This is a genomic window from Clostridium nitrophenolicum, from assembly GCF_055391695.1.
Genome location: NZ_AP042469.1, coordinates 118,857 through 136,277 on the forward strand (window position 1 = coordinate 118,857; position 17,421 = coordinate 136,277).

Sequence of the window (17,421 nt, forward strand, 5' to 3'; positions counted from 1 at the left end):
AATGGTTAATCACGGATATGAACTTTTAGAAGTATGTAAAGAAAGAAATATAAGTATATGGGAATATACTTTAGAAGAAGAAGCAAAAGCAACAGGACTTACTACTGAACAAGTTTTTGAAAAGATGAGAAAAAACTTACAAGTAATGCAAGCTGCTGCGGAACGTGGATTAAACAATAAAATATCATCAGTAAGTGGTTTAATAGGTGGAGATGCTTACAGATTAAATGAATATGCGAAAAATGGGAAAACGTTAACAGGTAGCTTTATGGTTATGGCTATGGCGAGAGCTCTTTCTTCATCAGAAGTAAATGCTGCTATGGGTAAAATAGTGGCAGCTCCTACAGCAGGTTCTTGTGGTATAATGCCAGCAGTAATAATAAGTGCTGGAGAAAAGTTAAACTCAACAGAAGATGAAATGATAAAAGGATTATTTACAGCTACTGGTGTGGGTATAATAATAGCTAAGAATGCTACAATGGCAGGTGCAGAAGGTGGATGTCAAGCTGAATGTGGTTCAGCAGCAGCTATGGCATCAGCTGGTGTAGTAGAAATGATGGGAGGAACACCAGAACAGGCTCTAAATGCAGCTGCTATAGTATTTAAAAATATATTAGGATTAGTATGCGATCCGATAGCAGGACTTGTTGAAGTTCCTTGTGCTAAGAGAAATGCAGCAGGTGCAGTTAGTGCATTAACTACAGCAGATATGGTTATGGCAGGTGTAATGAGTAAAATTCCTTTTGATGATACAGTTGAAGCAATGTACAAGATAGGAAAGCAAATGCCAGCAGAGCTTAGAGAAACAGCTCTTGGTGGATTAGCTGTTACAGAAACAGGACTTAAATTACAAAGACAAGTTTTTGGAGAATAATTAGATAAATGAGCTATATGTAAATACGTATAGCTCATTTTTTATATAAGTTTAATACATAAGATAATAATTATGTGACATAAGACCCCATATAGGGCATTAGTCTGAAAGTTAGCTTATACGCCGGTATATGTTTCCAAGCTTCAGCACGTTAAAAACTTTTAGCCAGTCTAAAGCTTGTGTTTCAAGACAACCTAAGAACTTTCGAGAACTCGCTGTGCTCAGTTCGGACCAACATATCAATTACCATTGATACGTTGCTCGTGGAAAGCCATTTAGGCTTTTCACCAACTTAAAGTTCTAAGGTTCTCTTAAAACCCTTCACTAAGACTAGCACAAAGTTTTTAAATCTACTTCAGCTTTGGAAACATATGCCTCTGTATAATCTAACTTTCTAGTTACTTTTCTGATAGATATCTAACTTTGATAATTGACTTAACTAAGGTACCCCTATGAATACCGCTAATAAGTCAAATACTTAGGTTGAATATCTATAAAAAACTGCGTCGCAGTTTTTTTATTTTACGAATCGCGGTTTAAACAATAAAATGCCTTTGTAACAAATAAATCCAAACATGAATAAACTGACTAAAGGAGAATAACTTTTGGAGGTTTGCGAATGGAATTAAAAGGAAGTGAAACTGAAAAAAATCTTTTAAAAACTTTTGCTGGTGAATCAAGAGCTAGAAATAAATATGATTTTTACGCAGAAAAAGCTAGAAGAGAAGGGTATGAGTATATAGCAAGTATATTTGAAGAAACTGCACATAATGAAAAAGCCCATGCAAGAGAGGCCTTTGGTAGATACTTAGAGATGATAAAGAGTACTGAACACAATTTAAAAGATGCAGCTGAGGGTGAGGCTTTAGAAAGCTCAAAGCTTTATAAGGAATTTGAAAGAGCAGCAAGAGAAGAGGGATTTGTACAAATTGCAGATTTTTATAAGGAACTTGCAGAGGTTGAAGAAAATCACATGAAGAGGTTTATAGCCATACTTAAAAATTTAGAGAATGGCATGGAGTTTAAAAGAAATGAAGAAGTAAAATGGCAGTGTATGAATTGTGGATATATTCATATAGGAAAAGAAGCTCCTAATGTATGTCCTCTGTGCAAATATCCAAGAGCCTATTTTAAAATTGCCTGTGAAGATTATAAATAGGAGGGAGTAATTATGTTTGTAGTATATTCAAATCGCCAAATGCTCCCTATAGTAAGAGAGGTGGAATATGACAGTAGTTTTCCATATAGAGGATTTCAAGAAGATATCGATATAAGGAAGACTAAAAGTAATGAAGATTACTATACTAAAGTTTTTGAAGAAATAGATGAAGAATATATAAGAGAGCGCACATCAGACTAATATTTTAAAATAAATTATAAGGAATGATGGTGTTGCAATGAATAAGAAATATATTTACTTAATTGTAGCTATATCACTAATATTTTTTCAGACCACTTATCCATTAGTAAATACCGTCCTTTACTCCGTTGTTATAGTCCCTTTAGCTATTACACTAGGGGAACTTACATCTATAATATCAGAGTATATAGGAGAAAAAAAAGGAGGATTATTAACTGCAGCAATAGGGAATATACCAGAGCTTACAATGGGAATTTGGTCAATACAATTTGGAATGATCCCTATGGTCAAGGCATCTTTGATAGGTTCTATAATTAGTAATATGCTATTGGTACTTGGGATATCAATTTTTATAGGTGGTATTAAATATAAAGAACAAAAGTTTAATAGGATAGTTGCGAGAACAAATTTTAGTATGCTTCTTTTGGCCATGTCTACCATTATAATAGTTGCATCTCTAAAACAATATAATGAATCACTATCAAAAGTTGTACTTACATCTATAAGCATAAAGGTCGCTGTTGTGTTAGTAATTGTATATGTGCTGGGGCTTATATTTTCACTTTATACTCACGGCAATTTATTTATTGTAAGTGAGCAAAGTATTGAAAATAGATCTATTAAAAATAAAAAATATGTGAGAATAATCCTTGAATTAATTGTAATATCCATTATATTGTATTTCATAAGTGAAAGGCTAATATTTAATATAAAAGAAACGGTAGAGAACTATGGGCTTTCACAAGAATTTTTAGGTATAATATTGATACCTATACTAGGAAATGCCGGTGAAAACTTTTCAGCTATTGTATGTGCAACAAAGAATAAGGTGAACTTAAGCCTAGAGATAGCTATAGGCTCAAGTATTCAAATCGCTCTTTTTGTTACACCTATTTTAATGGTACTTGCTTACTTTATAGGTGTGGAAATGACTTTGCTTTTTACTGGTTTTCAAATAATAATGGCTTTAATTGCAATAGTTATGGCTTTTATAGTTTTTCAAGATGGTAAAACCTATTGGTTTGAAGGCGCAATTTTGATAGCCATTTATATAATAGTTACATTGGCTTATTACTATGTGGTATGAATTTATAAGAATAATAATATAAATAAATATGATATCAAGATTATAAGGTGATAAACATGCCGCATAGAAAGTTAGTTGAGGAATATTACGCTGATATAAATAATGTAGCAGATTTACTAAATAAACTTGTTAACGCCTATAGACTTTTAATTGGTGGGGCAGGAGAATTGAACACCATTGCTTTAGCACATAAAAAAGATGTTAAACATGCTCTAAAAAGAGTGAATGAATTAGGAGATGTAATAGATGACCTAATAGATGTTTTAGACAAATCTAGCTATATATATATGGATTACTGCAAAATAAAGTCTCAAATCATGGAATATCAGATTCAGGCCCAATATATTCAAACTGAAATAGATAATGAGCTAGAATTAAAAAATGATAAAAAAGAATAGGTGTGAATAATCACACCTATTTTTTAAAACTTCTTAAATCTATGCTTACAAACCATAAGATAAGATAAAGCAATTAGTATAATTACAGTAACTCCTTGAGGAGCAAGGTAATTCATAGTAATAAAACAATATAGAGCCATAAACATACCTGCAAAAGTTATAGGAATACCGAAAAATTCTCCATCAAATTGAGTAACATTAAATCTAGCTAATCTATAAGCCCCAGCTATAGGGAATAACATAACTAACAGATATCCTAAAAGTCCTAAGTTTGAGAATCCGTAAAGATTAAATGCAAGAATAGATGGAGCTACTCCAAAGGAAACTAAATCTGCAAGAGAATCCAGTTCCTTTCCTAAGTCACTAGATACATTTAAAAATCTAGCTACTCTTCCATCATACCTGTCAGCTAGGCATGCAAGTAAAATAAAGATAGCTGCCCACTTGTAATTTTCTTGAAAAGTCATCATTAAAGACATAACACCGCATCCTAAATTAGCAAATGTAAAAACATTAGGTACAGCGCTTCTAGCTATTTTAGCCATTAAAATCACTCCTAGTAATAATTATTATTATATAAGTACATAATTGTATAAAAAAATATAGAATATCATAAGCATATTATAACTCATTTTAGAAAATTATTTAAGTAGTTATTATGCTTTTTTTATGGAAAAATTATAAATTTTTTGTTAAAATAGACTTGCTGCGTTATAAGAAAAAGTATAGAAAGTTGAGTGAGATATGAAGAAAGATAAAATAAAGTGGTTAAAGTGGTTAGTTGCTATAATTTTTGGTGCAGTATTTTTATATATTATGATTAGATATGGTAAAAGACTCTCACATTTAAGATTAGGTAAAATTAAAAGATTTATTTTAAGTTACGGTAGTTTTTCATCAGTTATTTTTTTAATATTATATACATTAAAACCTATAGTTTTATTTATACCAGTTTGGCCTTTATCGGTTATTGCTGGTAACATTTTTGGACCTTATAAAGCACTTATGTTAAGTATGGCAGGTTGCTTTCTTTCTGGGACACTAGCTTTCTTCTTAGCTAAATTCTTAGGTAGGTCTTTTGTTGACAAGCTACTGAAGGGAAAAGCGATGACTTTGGATTCTAACATTGAAAAGCACGGATTAAAAATTATGGCTATAATGAGGCTGACCTTCGTTTTTCCATATGATCCACTGAGTTATGCAGCAGGTCTTACTAAGATGAAATATAGAGACTTTATTATAGGAACTATGATTGGAGTGTTTCCGGAAATGGTTTCCTATTCATTCGTTGGAAAAAATTTGGAGCATCCACTTTCGTTTAAATTTGCTATTCCAATAATATTAATAATAGTTATAGCTGCATGTGCCATTTATATATATAAATCATCAGAAAATGCTAAAAATTAACAAGTAATAACTGCTCTATTAAGGGAATAATACTCTTAGGACTTAAATTTAAAGGAGGAGTATTGTTAATGAAGGTAAAGGATATAATGACAGGAGCAGTAGTTAGTTTAGATTCAAAGGATTCAGTAGAGAAAGCGGCTGAACTTATGAAAGAACATAATATAGGTGCAGTGCCTGTGTGTGAAGGAGATAAAGTTATAGGAATAATTACTGATAGAGACATAGCGTTAAGATCTGTAGCATCAGGAAAGGATTCAAAGAGTCAAAGTGTAAGAGAAATAATGTCATCAAATCCTGTAACAGGAACACCAGATATGGATATTCAAGATGCTTCTAGGGTAATGAGTGAAAGACAAATAAGAAGACTTCCTATAGTAGATAGTGAAAACTTAGTAGGAATGGTATCCTTAGGTGATATAGCTGTGAGCCCTAAATTGAATGAAGAAGCAGAGCAGGCGTTAAGCAGCATATCAGAACCAAGTACACCTGAGTTTTAGAACTTAATAGCTATAAATAAATCCACAAGAGTTTTTATGAATCTTGTGGATTTGCTATATAAGGTGTTATAATATAGTAGTGAAATTTACATATGGAGGTAAATTTTATTCTAGGTTAGGAGAGTTATATATGGATAAGGTAAGATTTATTTATAATCCATATTCTGGTGAAAACACTATAATAACTGATATTGATAGGGTTATTATGATACATCAGAAGTATGGTTACGAAGTGGTACCTTATAGGATTAGCTTTGAATTCGATATGAGTAAGGCTTTTGAAGGATTAGACGAAACCTATAAATATATACTAGTTGCAGGTGGAGATGGCACTATAGATACCGCCGTAAACCACATGAAAACGCTAGGTATAGATCTTCCTATAGCGATACTTCCTGTAGGTACAGCCAATGACTTTGCTAAATTCATAGGTATTCCTGAGGATGTAGAAGCTGCTTGTGAGCAAATACTAAATAGTGTTCCGAAAAAGGTTGATATAGGAAAAATAAATGATAAGTATTTTATAAATGTTGCTAGCACAGGTCTTTTTACAGATGTATCCCAAAAAACGGATGTAAACCTAAAAAATACCATGGGAAAGCTGGCTTACTATGTAAAAGGATTAGAACAGCTTCCAAGCTTTAGAAAATTAAAAATAAAAGTAAAATCTGAGAATGCCTATTTTGATGGACATATGTACTTAATGTTAGTATTTAATGGACAGACTGCAGGTAATTTAAAGTTTGCATATAAAGCTGAAGTTGACGATGGAATGCTAGATGTAATCATAATTAAGGCCGGAATGATAAAAGATATGATAGCTCTATTTATAAAAATGCTAAGAGGTGACCACTTGGAAGATGCAGCAGGGCTTGTATATTTTAAAGCCAATAAAATAGAAGTAGAATGCTATGAAGATATTGTGACTGATATTGATGGTGAAAGAGGTCCGGATTTTCCACTTGTTATAGAGTGTATAAAGGAAGGTATCGAGGTTCTTGGATTAATCGCTAAAAAATAAGATGCTAGTAAGCATCTTTTTTTTATTATCCATGTAAAATAGTAATATTAAATAAATTTCAGTAATAAATATAAGTAGTATCAATATAAGGTGAGGGGAGTATGTTAGGTTTTTACGGTTATATTCTTATAGTATTTATTATATTTATCCTTATGATAGAAGCACTATACATAAGTGAATTTTCGCCTAATAAAATTAAAGCTGCTGCTATTATTGTAATTACGACAATACTTTTAAGGGATATTTCATTGCTTATTTTATCCTTGTCTCATAATATAAAACATCTTTATTTACTTAAGCCAATTTTCTTTTTGAATTTCATAAGTATACCACTATTAGCGCTAATTGCACTTTATATTTTTATAAGAAAAGACAATATAAATTTTTCGTATATATTTATAATAGCTGCCATATTGGTTGGATTATATGGAATAATGATATATAAGTGTCCGGCATTAGTACAAACGAATGAAATTTATGGATATACCATGATTTTAACAGAAGATTTATATCCATACTGGATTTACGTAATCCTAAATACTATAATACTATTCCTAACTATAGCTTTATCCAGTAATAAAAATATAAATAAGTTAGGAATTAGTATGATAATTTTTGCAGCTCTTATAACGATAATTGAATTTATATTATGGATTATAGGAATAAGAATCTTAGCTGAAAATGTAATAGGGGACATGCTATGGTCTATAACCATAGTATATGCATTAAGTAAAGTGAGGAAAAAAACGAGGAGTTCTATATAGGGAAATCGACATTACAATTCATTATTTTAAACAAATGAAAAAGGTAGCTGCAGCTACCTTTTAAATTTCTTTAATGTATTTTTTTGGTTTTTAGACTCAGTTTTGTGTGCTTTATTTTTGGAATACCTTGGTTTATGTGGTGCTGAAGAAATTAAGCACTTCTTTTCTGTTCCTATTAAGTCTTCTCGACCAGCCTTAATTAAAGCTTCCTTTACAAGCTTATGATTCTCAGGTACAGTGAATTGCATTAGAGCCCTTTGCATATTTTTTTCTTTCTGTTCTCGTGGCACATATACCTTTTCACCAGTTAGAGGATGTATGCCCGTGTAATATATAGTAGTAGATAAACTTCCAGGTGTAGGATAAAAATCTTGCACTTGTTCTGGAGTATATCCCATACTCTTAATGTACTGAGCAAGCTCTACAGCTGCATTCAAATCACTGCCGGGATGACTTGACATGAGATAAGGAACAAGAAATTGATTCTTTTTTATTTTTTTGTTTATTTCAAAGTATTTTTTAGAAAATTTATCATAAACTTCTTTTTTAGGCTTACCCATCTGTTTAAGAACCTTATCACTTATATGTTCTGGAGCAACTTTAAGTTGACCGCTTATATGATGTTTACAAAGCTCTTCGAAAAAATCTGTATTTTTATCGTAAACAAGGTAATCATATCGTATTCCGGAGCGAATAAATACCTTTTTAATCCCAGGTATTTTTCTTATTTGTCGGAGCAAACTCAAATATTCCTTGTGATCTACTATAAGATTTTTACAAGGTGTTGGCGATAGACACTGTCTGTTTTTGCATACCCCAGCAGTTTCTTGGATTTTGCAAGCCTTGTGTCTAAAGTTTGCAGTAGGGCCTCCTACGTCATGTATATATCCTTTAAAATCATCTAAAGATGTTAAAAGGGTAGCTTCATCTATAATAGACTTTTGGCTTCTGTTTTGAATTGTCCTTCCCTGATGAAAAGTAAGAGCACAGAATGAACAACCGCCAAAGCAGCCTCTATGACTTGTTATAGAGAATTTAACTTCTTTTATAGCAGGAATTCCACCTTTAGCCTCATATATAGGATGATAATTTCTAGTGTAGGGTAAGTTGTAAACTACATCCATTTCCTCTTCTGTTAGTGGGAATTGAGGAGGATTTTGAACGATATATTTATCAGAATGCTTTTGAACTACAGTTTTGCCCCTGATAGCATCTTGTTCAAAGTATTCTAATTTATAGCTTTCAGCATAAGCATTTTTATTTGTAGAAACCTCTTCAAAGGACGGAACTTCCACAAAGTCTCTTAATTGGGATAAGCTATTAGAAAGATATACAGTTCCTCTTACATCAGTAACTTTTTGAATAGACATCCCATATTTCAAAAGGTTAGCTATTTGCACTACAGTTTTTTCGCCCATACCATATATTAAAAGATCTGCTTTAGAATCCAAAAGGATACTTCTCCTTACTTTATTATCCCAATAATCATAATGCGCGAATCTTCTTAAACTAGCTTCTATCCCACCGATTATAACTGGAACATCCTTATAAGCTTCTCTAACTCTGTTAGAGTATACAATAACAGCTCTATCTGGTCTATGGCCTGATTCACCACCAGGTGAATATAAATCATCATGTCGCCTTTTTCTAGCTACAGTATAGTGATTCACCATGGAGTCAATATTGCCTGAATTAACTAAAAAGCCTAATTTAGGTTTTCCGAGCTTTTTAAAGTCATCTGCGTTATTCCAGTTAGGTTGGGCAATTATACCTACAGTAAAACCTTCATTTTCAAGTACTCTAGATATTATGGCAGTACCAAAGGAGGGGTGATCCACGTAGGCATCGCCTGTAACTATAATAAAATCTAATTGATCTATGCCTTTTGCTTTTAAATCATTTTTACTTACAGGTAAAAATTTATTATTTAGTATCATTGATATTCTCCGTTCTTAAAAATTATATTATTGACTTTCTGGCGAAGATGATAATGTCATATACATAAAAATCATTAATATATTAACACAATGATAAAAAAATATGAATAAATAATTTAGCATAATAGTTAAACTAAATAAAAACATTTTGAATAAATTTACAAAAATTACAATAAAAGATTTTGATGAAAATTAAGAAAATAGGCAAAATCTTGCATGAATACTAGTAATATTGAAAAAAACAAAAATAATATAATATAACAAGCGAATTTAAATAAATTTTATATTTATGGTTGCATTTTAAGGAATTTGTACTATAATAAATAATGAAAGAAAGTTAATAATAAAAGATATGTTTTACTTATGTTAGGTGAGGCTCCTATATAGATACACGCTACTGCCCGGAAACATCGAGAGATGCCAATGGGTCAACAGGTATTACCGAATCAAGGTTTTACTTAATGTAGCTGAACGATTTAAGTTCAAAGCTATATAGTGCTAAAACTCGGACTATAAAGTTTTAGTTTGCATGGAGCCTATAATTTTTATAGGCTCCTTTATTTTATTTTTTAGGTGGTGTTTTTAAATGGAGGTTGGCCCTTATAGTGGTCGATTTAGGTCAAAACAAAATTTAATATTGAATGTACAGAGGAACATTTACATTAACCGATAAAGAAATTTACTTCTAACGCTTAGGCATTTCTATGAATTCCTTATCAGTTTTGTAAGTATTCCTCTGTGTATGAAGGGAGGAATATTTATGAAAAAGCTATCTAATTTCTTCTTAAGTAAGGTTCTTTACAAAAAAATCTATGATGAGTTTAATGAACCCGTAGGCAAATTATGTGATATCTATGTAACTACTGAGGATGGACTCCCAAGAGCTATAGGCTATATGGTAAAGAAAGACGGCGAAATTTTTAATTGTGAATTTAAACGTATTTCCTTTTATGAAGAAGATGACAGGATACGTATTAAAGGTGAAGGAATGAGGGAAATCATTCTTCAAAAGTACTCTTATCTTTTATCGAAACATTTATTAGACAGACAAATTGTTGATATAAATGGGAAAAAGCTTGTAAGAGTTAATGATCTAAGAATTACAGAAATAGCAGGAGAGTATAGGGTAGTGGCTGTTGACTCAGGTGTACTTGCTCTTGGAAGAAGACTTGGATTAGAGGGCTTAGTTAAAAGCTGTTACAAGATGTTTGATAAAAAACCATCTGATAGTTTAATAGTATGGGATAATGTTGAATCACTTGAGATGGTGAATAATAATTTGAAACTATCTGTAACCTACAAAAAGCTTTCAAAATTACATCCTGCAGATTTAGCGGATATTTTAGAGGATATGGATATAAACTATAGGAAAAGAGTATTTGAAAGTCTTGAACGAGATCTTGCTGCGGATACTTTAGAGGAAATTGAGCCAGACATCCAAGCTGATATATTGGAAAACTTAAGTCAATCTAAAAGAGATGAAGTTCTAGATAATATGCCCAACGATGAAATTGCAGATATTTTAGAAGAAATAGATGAAGAAACAGCAGAAGATATTCTTCTCAGCATGGAAAAAGAGGATGCTGACGAAGTAAGGGCTTTAATGAGATATAGTGAAGAAGCGGTTGGAAGCATAATGAATAAGGATTTTATATCCTTCAATATAAATATAACTGTTGAAGAAACCATTGAACTTCTAAGAGAGATTAATCCAGATGATGAAGTTTCGCATTATATATATATTACCGATGAACAGGAAAGGCTTCAAGGTGTAGTTTCATTAAAAAGCCTAATATTATCTGAACCACAAGAAAAGTTAAAGGAAATAATGCTTAGCGATATGACTAAAATAGAAGACCATGAAAATATAGATGAAGCTATAGAGCTTTGTGTTAAATACGACCTTCTTTCTCTTCCAGTAATAAATAGTCATCAGAAACTATGTGGTGTAGTAATTATGAGTGACATAGTGGAAGATATATTAGTTCCAACATGGAGAAGAAGACTTAAAAAGGTAGGTTAGAAAGAGGTAGATAAACATGAAGAGTAAAAATAGATTTCTAATGATATTAAGTATAATTGGGCCAGGAATTATAACAGCTAATGCGGGAAATGATGCCGGTGGAGTTACTACCTACTCCGTTGTTGGCGCCCATTATGGATATTCAATGTTGTGGGGAATGTTTGCTATAGCTATAGGCCTTGCAGTAGTTCAAGAGATGAATGCAAGAATGGCAGTTGTCACAGGTAAAGGTCTTTCAGACCTGATTAGAGAAAGATTTGGTGTTAAATGGGCTTTTTTTGCTATGCTTGTACTTCTTGTAGCAAATCTTGGTGTATGCATAGGTGATTTTGCCGGTATAGCTGCCAGCTTAGAGTTATTTCATATAAGCAAATATATTTCTATACCAATACTTACAGCACTTATTTGGTTTATATTGACAAGAGGAAATTATTCAAAGGCAGAAAAAATATTTTTGTTTTTAACAATCACATTCTTTGGTTATTTTATAACAGCTTTTCTTGTAAAACCAAATTGGAGTCATGTTTTTGTAAGTATAGTAAAACCACAAGCAAAGTTTGACAAAAATTATTTTTTAGTTCTCATAGGAATGGTAGGTACAACAATAACTCCTTATATGCAATTTTATTTACAGTCCTCAGTTGTAGATAAAGGTATATCTATTAAAGAGTACAAATATGAAAAAGCTGATGTATATCTTGGAACGATTTGGGCTATATTAACCGCTTTAGTTATCACAGTTTGTACTGCTGAAACATTATATAAGGCTGGTATAAATATAGATACAGCACAAGATGCGGCCTCAGCACTAGGACCATTAGCAGGAAATTATTCATTTTTATTATTTGCAGTAGGGCTCTTCGGAGCATCGTTTTTAGCATGCTGTGTTATACCTTTATGTACTGCTTATGCTGTATGTGAAGCCTTTGGTTTTGAAAGTGGATTAGACAATAAGATAAAGGATGCACCTGTATTCTTTGGATTATTTTTATTTATGATTTTAGTAAGTGCCATAATTATACTTATACCAAATGTATCATTGATTAATATAATTCTGGTCACTCAGCAGCTGGCAGGTGTATTATGTCCTGTAGTACTAATATTCATGATAATACTTGTAAATGATGTTGAAGTTATGGGCAGCTATGTTAATACAACACTTCAAAATCTCATAGCTAAAGGAACAGTTTTATTAATAATTGTACTTACGATTTTAGCTTTCAGTGCAAATTTCATATAATTTTAAACTTAAGCTCTAGTTTTTGACTAGGGCTTTTTTATTTTTTATTTTGGGTAATCTTTACAACCCTTCTTTTAGCTTAAAAATGTATTTTTTATAACATTGTGTATAAACTAAATTATATCGTAAGACCTAAAATATACCGATATTACTAGCTTTATTGAATATTTAGTTTATAGCAAGGAGTGAGCCTATGTATGTCTAAAAAAATTATGAAATTCAAAAAGGAAATAGCTTGTGCCCTTATCGTTATATTTACATACATTACTACTTCAATTTGTATGATTCCTTATGCAAGTGCAGTTAGAGCAATAGCTTATTCTTATGGTTCAACAGGGGATGTAGTTTCACAAATACAAAGAAGACTTAAAGATTGGGGATATTATACTGGAGGTGTAGATGGAATATACGGCTATCTAACTTTTACTGCAGTAAAAAGTTTTCAAGCTAAAAATGGTTTATCTGTAGATGGAATTGCAGGTAATAATACACTTAATGCTATTGGAATTAATGTTGCAGGACTCGAAGCTGGTGCTTCTGGTGGCAATAATAGTTCAACTACAACCAATCAGGACTTAATGCTCCTAGCAAGGCTTATTAATGGAGAGGCAAGAGGAGAGCCATATGAAGGGCAGGTAGCTGTTGGCGCAGTAGTGTTAAATAGAACAAGAGACCCAAGATTTCCCTCATCCATAGCTGGAGTTATATATCAACCAGGAGCATTTACTGCTATAGACGATGGTCAGATAAATGCAAACATGGTTCAGACTTCTATAAATGCTGCACAAGACGCTTTAAATGGATGGGATCCATCAGGCGGCGCTGTTTACTACTTTAATCCGGCAACAGCTACAAGCGCATGGATATGGTCAAGACCATTAATCAAAATAATAGGTAAGCATAGATTCTGTAGTTAATGTGAATTTTATATACTAATTCGGTAGAACTTAATTTCTTATCTGGCATAAGATATACTATAATCTTTGGTTTATTATTTATTTTTATGTGTATAAAAAAGATATTGACAAAGAGAAAAATAGTTGTATAATAAGAAATATACAATTCGTATCAAAATACTCGGAAATACTTTGAAAAAGGAAAGTAGTTTAAATTTAGTTTTACAGAGAAGGAACTATATGCTGAGAAGTTTCTGAATAAGGTTTAAGTGAAGTGCCCTTTGGAGTTATACACCGAATTAAGTAGGCTGTATCGGATCCACCCGTTATAGTGGTAGAGCATAGCGCTGTGCTTGAACTAAAGCTGAAGTCTTTAATTAAAGACTTAAGTAGAGTGGAACCGCGGATTTGACTCCGTCTCTATCATATATAGAGACGGAGTTTTTTGATATTTAAAATAGAAATACACTCAAATTAGGAAAATTATTTAATTAATTGATGTAATTTTTAAACAAAAAAGGGAGGAATTTAAAATGATATTTAATAATGTTATTGACATGATAGGTAATACACCTTTATTTAAATTAAGCAATATAATAGGAGAAGACATGGCTGATATTTATGTGAAGCTTGAAAAACTTAATCCTGGTGGAAGCATTAAAGATAGAGCTGCACTAGGCATGATAGAAAAGGCTGAAAGAGAAGGAATTATAAAGCCAGGATATACCATAGTTGAACCGACAAGTGGAAACACAGGAATAGCACTTGCTATGATAGGAAAGTTAAAAGGATATAAAGTAATAATTGTAATGCCAGATACAATGAGTATAGAGAGAAGAAACATGATGAAGGCTTATGGGGCAGAACTTGTATTAACAGAAGGTACAAAGGGAATGAAGGGTGCTATAGAAAAGGCAGTAGAAATAGCAGAAGGTAAGGAAGGATACTATATACCACAGCAATTTATAAATGAAGCAAACCCAGAGAAACATTATGAAACTACAGCAGATGAAATTATTAAGGATTTAAATGAATTTGATGCATTTGTAGCAGGTGTTGGTACAGGAGGAACTATAGCAGGTGTTGGTAAAAAACTTAAACAGCATAATAGCAATATAAAGGTTGTAGCAGTAGAACCTGCAAAATCTCCGGTTATATCAGGCGGACAGGCAGGAGCTCATAAAATACAGGGAATAGGAGCTGGCTTTATACCAGATATATATAATAAAGAAATAGTAGATGAGGTTATGACTATAACTGATGAAGAAGCTTTTGAATATGCAAGACTTATGGGAAAAGAAGAAGGTGTACTAGTAGGAATATCTTCTGGTGCTAATTTAGCTGCAGCAGTGAAGATAGCAAAACAACTAGGAAAAGGGAAAAAAGTTGTAACTGTAGCACCAGACGGTGGAGAAAAATATTTATCTATGGGATTATATGATTAATATTAATTAGAGAGGTATAGAGAGATGAGAAATCCATTTAAATCACTAGTTTATGATATAAAAAGTGCTATGAAGAATGATCCGGCGGCAAGAAATCCATTAGAAGTGTTTCTTTTATATCCTTGTATCCATGCACAAATTCATCATAGAATATCTCACTTTTTTTATAAAAAGAAATTTTTCTTTACAGCAAGGTCAATATCACAACTATCGAGATTCTTTACAGGAATAGAAATACATCCAGGGGCTACAATAGGTAAAGGACTCTTTATTGATCACGGTATGGGAGTAGTTATAGGAGAAACAGCAGAAATCGGAGATAACGTAACACTGTATCACGGAGTAACTTTAGGTGGTACGGGAAAAGATAAAGGAAAAAGACACCCTACTGTAGGAAACAATGTTATAATAGGATGTGGAACAAAGGTTTTAGGTCCTATAACAATTGGAGATAATGTAAAAGTAGGAGCTAATTCTGTTGTTTTAGAAGATATGCCATCAGATTGTACAGCTGTAGGAATACCAGCAAAAATTGTTCGAAGAAAGCAAGCAGCAACACAAGCGGCAATAATAGAAATAGAGGATTTTAAGGGAAGAAGAAGAAAGATATACAACGAAATGGTTATTTAAATTAGCGCACTAAAGAAGGTGATTAATTGGATTACAAAAGCAGTATATTAGAGTATTGCAACAAGTTGGGTTTAGATACGGTTGGCTTTTCAGAATGTAGGGTTTTTGATGAATTGAGGCAATACTTTGAAAGCAGAAAAGATAAAGGGCTAGAAAATGAATTTGAAGAGAAATGTATAGAGAAGAGGATAAATCCTTTTCTCTATATGGAAGATGGGAAAACAATAATTTCTATTGCTTTCCCTTATTTATTTAACTTAAATTATAAAAATACTATAGGATTTTCAAGTTATACTCATGGGAGAGACTATCATGCTGTAGTAGCTCACTATTTAAAAAGTATATGTGATTATATAGAGTGTTTAGGAGGTAAGGCTATATATTTTGTAGATAGCAATTCCCTTCCTGAAAGATATATTGCACTGAAGAGTGGAATAGGATTTATAGGAAAAAACAATACTCTGATTACAGAAAGATATGGTTCTTATGTATTTTTAGGAGAAATAATAACTAATCTGCTTATAGAAAAAGATAAGCCTTTAGGGGATAAATGTGGAAACTGTAATATATGCCAAAACGCATGTCCAACAGGTGCAATAAAAAATGAGAATAATCCTAACATATGTCTTTCGTATATAACTCAAAAAAAGGAAATAGATGATGAATGGTTTGACAAATTAAATGGTAGAATATTTGGATGCGATACATGTCAAAAGGTCTGTCCATATAACAAAGGTGCTGAAATATCAAAAATAGAAGAATTTAGGCCTTATGACTTTATGGAAAGGGCAAGTTTAGATGAATTAATAAGTTTAGATAAAGCAACATTTAAAGAGAAGTATAGCCAAACATCTTGTGGCTGGAGAGGTAAAAACGTACTTCAAAGAAATGTTCTAATTAATGTGATGTGTCTAGAGAAAAGTAGAAAACCTGTAAAGTTTAGTTCACCATATGTACAAAATTATTATAATAGACTTCTAAAATATTTGAAACTATAATTTAATTATATGATATAATATTTAGGAAGTAATTTTTATTTGTATAGCTTATATAATTTTTATTTTAAACCATGTAAATGAAAGGTGGACTATATTATGATTTCTCCTGGAGCAGCTAGGATAATAGGCTATCTTCCTAAAGATGTAGTTCGATTTTTTTCTGGAAAACTGATTAAGAAGTATCTAAAAACCTATGCAGATATAGAAGTTAAGGGAATGGAGAACTTAAAAGACGTAAAAAAGCCTATACTTTTTGTATGTAACCATTTAAGTAATTCTGATGGATTGGTAATAAATAATATACTAAGAGATCAGGATATAACCTTTGTAGCAGGAGCAAAACTATCTGACAATCCGTTGACTAGTTTGGGTGTATACATTACTAAAACTATAACTATTAAGCCAAATACTCCTGATAAAGAAGCTATATCAGGAATAGTAAAGACATTAAAAGAAGGAAAAAATATTCTCATATTCCCAGAAGGTACAAGAAGCAGAACTGGAAGTATGATTAAGGCTAAAAAAGGAATTATATTGATTCAAAGATTGACAAAAGCCTCAGTTATACCACTCGGTATCTATGGTAGTGAGAAACTTCTTCCTATTAATGAGAATGATATGGGACAAGAAAAGTTTTATCATGCAAAGGTTACACTATCTATAGGTAAAGAGGTACAAATACCTGCTAAAGATCGTGAGGAAGACAAACGTGAATATGAAGAAAGAGCCATGAATTTCCTAATGAGAAAAATTGCAGAGCTCTTACCTGAACAATATAGAGGAGAATATAAGTAATACCCATTATTTTGAATGGGTATTTTTTTCTATTGAATATATAATATTA

The 17,421-nt window shown here is 31.9% G+C and carries 18 protein-coding genes, 1 riboswitch and 1 other annotated feature; of the genes, 16 read left to right on the top strand and 2 right to left on the bottom strand.

Annotation, left to right across the window (positions count from 1 at the left end; all coding sequences use genetic code 11):
- Position 1 precedes the first annotated feature (1 nt).
- The 5 genes from sdaAA (at position 2) to ACZ5N4_RS00655 (ending at position 3,719) form a co-directional block, all read left to right on the top strand.
- On the top strand, positions 2–874 hold the full coding sequence (gene sdaAA, locus ACZ5N4_RS00635; protein WP_464206226.1) for an L-serine ammonia-lyase, iron-sulfur-dependent, subunit alpha: 873 nt from the start codon (positions 2–4) through the stop codon (positions 872–874).
- Between the two features lie 619 nt (positions 875–1,493).
- Positions 1,494–2,033: a rubrerythrin gene (gene rbr / locus ACZ5N4_RS00640; protein WP_464206228.1), complete on the top strand. Its 540-nt coding sequence runs from the start codon at positions 1,494–1,496 to the stop codon at positions 2,031–2,033.
- A gap of 12 nt (positions 2,034–2,045) precedes the next feature.
- On the top strand, positions 2,046–2,234 hold the full coding sequence (locus ACZ5N4_RS00645; protein ID WP_464206230.1) for a hypothetical protein: 189 nt from the start codon (positions 2,046–2,048) through the stop codon (positions 2,232–2,234).
- A gap of 37 nt (positions 2,235–2,271) precedes the next feature.
- Positions 2,272–3,321: a calcium/proton exchanger gene (gene cax, locus ACZ5N4_RS00650; RefSeq protein ID WP_464206232.1), complete on the top strand. Its 1,050-nt coding sequence runs from the start codon at positions 2,272–2,274 to the stop codon at positions 3,319–3,321.
- 56 nt (positions 3,322–3,377) lie between these two features.
- Positions 3,378–3,719, top strand: coding sequence for a hypothetical protein (locus tag ACZ5N4_RS00655; RefSeq protein ID WP_464206234.1), 342 nt, complete (start codon positions 3,378–3,380; stop codon positions 3,717–3,719).
- A gap of 23 nt (positions 3,720–3,742) precedes the next feature.
- Here the strand turns inward: ACZ5N4_RS00655 and pssA are convergent, their stop codons facing one another.
- Entirely contained in the window at positions 3,743–4,264 is a 522-nt protein-coding gene (gene pssA / locus ACZ5N4_RS00660; protein WP_464206236.1) for a CDP-diacylglycerol--serine O-phosphatidyltransferase, read from the bottom strand.
- Positions 4,265–4,463: 199 nt separating this feature from the next.
- Between pssA and ACZ5N4_RS00665 the strand changes: the two genes are divergently transcribed.
- From ACZ5N4_RS00665 to ACZ5N4_RS00680, 4 genes are all read left to right on the top strand, one after another.
- A complete protein-coding gene (locus ACZ5N4_RS00665; protein WP_464206238.1) occupies positions 4,464–5,126 on the top strand; it encodes a TVP38/TMEM64 family protein in 663 nt (220 codons plus the stop codon).
- 68 nt (positions 5,127–5,194) lie between these two features.
- Positions 5,195–5,623 carry a CBS domain-containing protein gene (locus ACZ5N4_RS00670; RefSeq protein WP_464206240.1) on the top strand — a complete coding sequence of 143 codons (429 nt, stop codon included), beginning with the start codon at positions 5,195–5,197 and terminating at the stop codon, positions 5,621–5,623.
- 130 nt (positions 5,624–5,753) lie between these two features.
- A complete protein-coding gene (locus tag ACZ5N4_RS00675; RefSeq protein WP_464206242.1) occupies positions 5,754–6,644 on the top strand; it encodes a YegS/Rv2252/BmrU family lipid kinase in 891 nt (296 codons plus the stop codon).
- A 101-nt stretch (positions 6,645–6,745) separates the two neighbouring features.
- On the top strand, positions 6,746–7,408 hold the full coding sequence (locus ACZ5N4_RS00680; protein WP_464206244.1) for a hypothetical protein: 663 nt from the start codon (positions 6,746–6,748) through the stop codon (positions 7,406–7,408).
- 53 nt (positions 7,409–7,461) lie between these two features.
- On the opposite strand, the gene ACZ5N4_RS00685 is transcribed toward ACZ5N4_RS00680, so the two are convergent.
- Positions 7,462–9,342, bottom strand: a complete 1,881-nt coding sequence (locus ACZ5N4_RS00685; RefSeq protein WP_464210779.1) for a YgiQ family radical SAM protein — start codon at positions 9,340–9,342, stop codon at positions 7,462–7,464.
- 358 nt (positions 9,343–9,700) lie between these two features.
- Positions 9,701–9,868: riboswitch (M-box (ykoK) riboswitch) on the top strand.
- Between the two features lie 237 nt (positions 9,869–10,105).
- On the opposite strand from ACZ5N4_RS00685, the gene ACZ5N4_RS00690 reads away from it, so the two are divergent.
- From ACZ5N4_RS00690 to ACZ5N4_RS00720, 7 genes are all read left to right on the top strand, one after another.
- A complete protein-coding gene (locus ACZ5N4_RS00690) occupies positions 10,106–11,368 on the top strand; it encodes a magnesium transporter (protein WP_464206246.1) in 1,263 nt (420 codons plus the stop codon).
- A 16-nt stretch (positions 11,369–11,384) separates the two neighbouring features.
- A complete protein-coding gene (locus ACZ5N4_RS00695) occupies positions 11,385–12,608 on the top strand; it encodes an NRAMP family divalent metal transporter (protein ID WP_464206248.1) in 1,224 nt (407 codons plus the stop codon).
- A 197-nt stretch (positions 12,609–12,805) separates the two neighbouring features.
- Positions 12,806–13,525 carry a spore cortex-lytic enzyme gene (gene sleB / locus ACZ5N4_RS00700; protein ID WP_464206250.1) on the top strand — a complete coding sequence of 240 codons (720 nt, stop codon included), beginning with the start codon at positions 12,806–12,808 and terminating at the stop codon, positions 13,523–13,525.
- Positions 13,526–13,687: 162 nt separating this feature from the next.
- Positions 13,688–13,929, top strand: a binding site (T-box leader).
- Positions 13,930–14,037: 108 nt separating this feature from the next.
- A complete protein-coding gene (gene cysK / locus ACZ5N4_RS00705; RefSeq protein ID WP_464206252.1) occupies positions 14,038–14,949 on the top strand; it encodes a cysteine synthase A in 912 nt (303 codons plus the stop codon).
- Between the two features lie 24 nt (positions 14,950–14,973).
- Positions 14,974–15,579, top strand: a complete 606-nt coding sequence (gene epsC / locus ACZ5N4_RS00710) for a serine O-acetyltransferase EpsC (RefSeq protein ID WP_464206254.1) — start codon at positions 14,974–14,976, stop codon at positions 15,577–15,579.
- Positions 15,580–15,605: 26 nt separating this feature from the next.
- Positions 15,606–16,577: a tRNA epoxyqueuosine(34) reductase QueG gene (queG, locus tag ACZ5N4_RS00715; RefSeq protein ID WP_464206256.1), complete on the top strand. Its 972-nt coding sequence runs from the start codon at positions 15,606–15,608 to the stop codon at positions 16,575–16,577.
- A 96-nt stretch (positions 16,578–16,673) separates the two neighbouring features.
- Positions 16,674–17,372: a lysophospholipid acyltransferase family protein gene (locus tag ACZ5N4_RS00720; RefSeq protein WP_464206258.1), complete on the top strand. Its 699-nt coding sequence runs from the start codon at positions 16,674–16,676 to the stop codon at positions 17,370–17,372.
- The last annotated feature ends 49 nt before the right edge of the window (positions 17,373–17,421 follow it).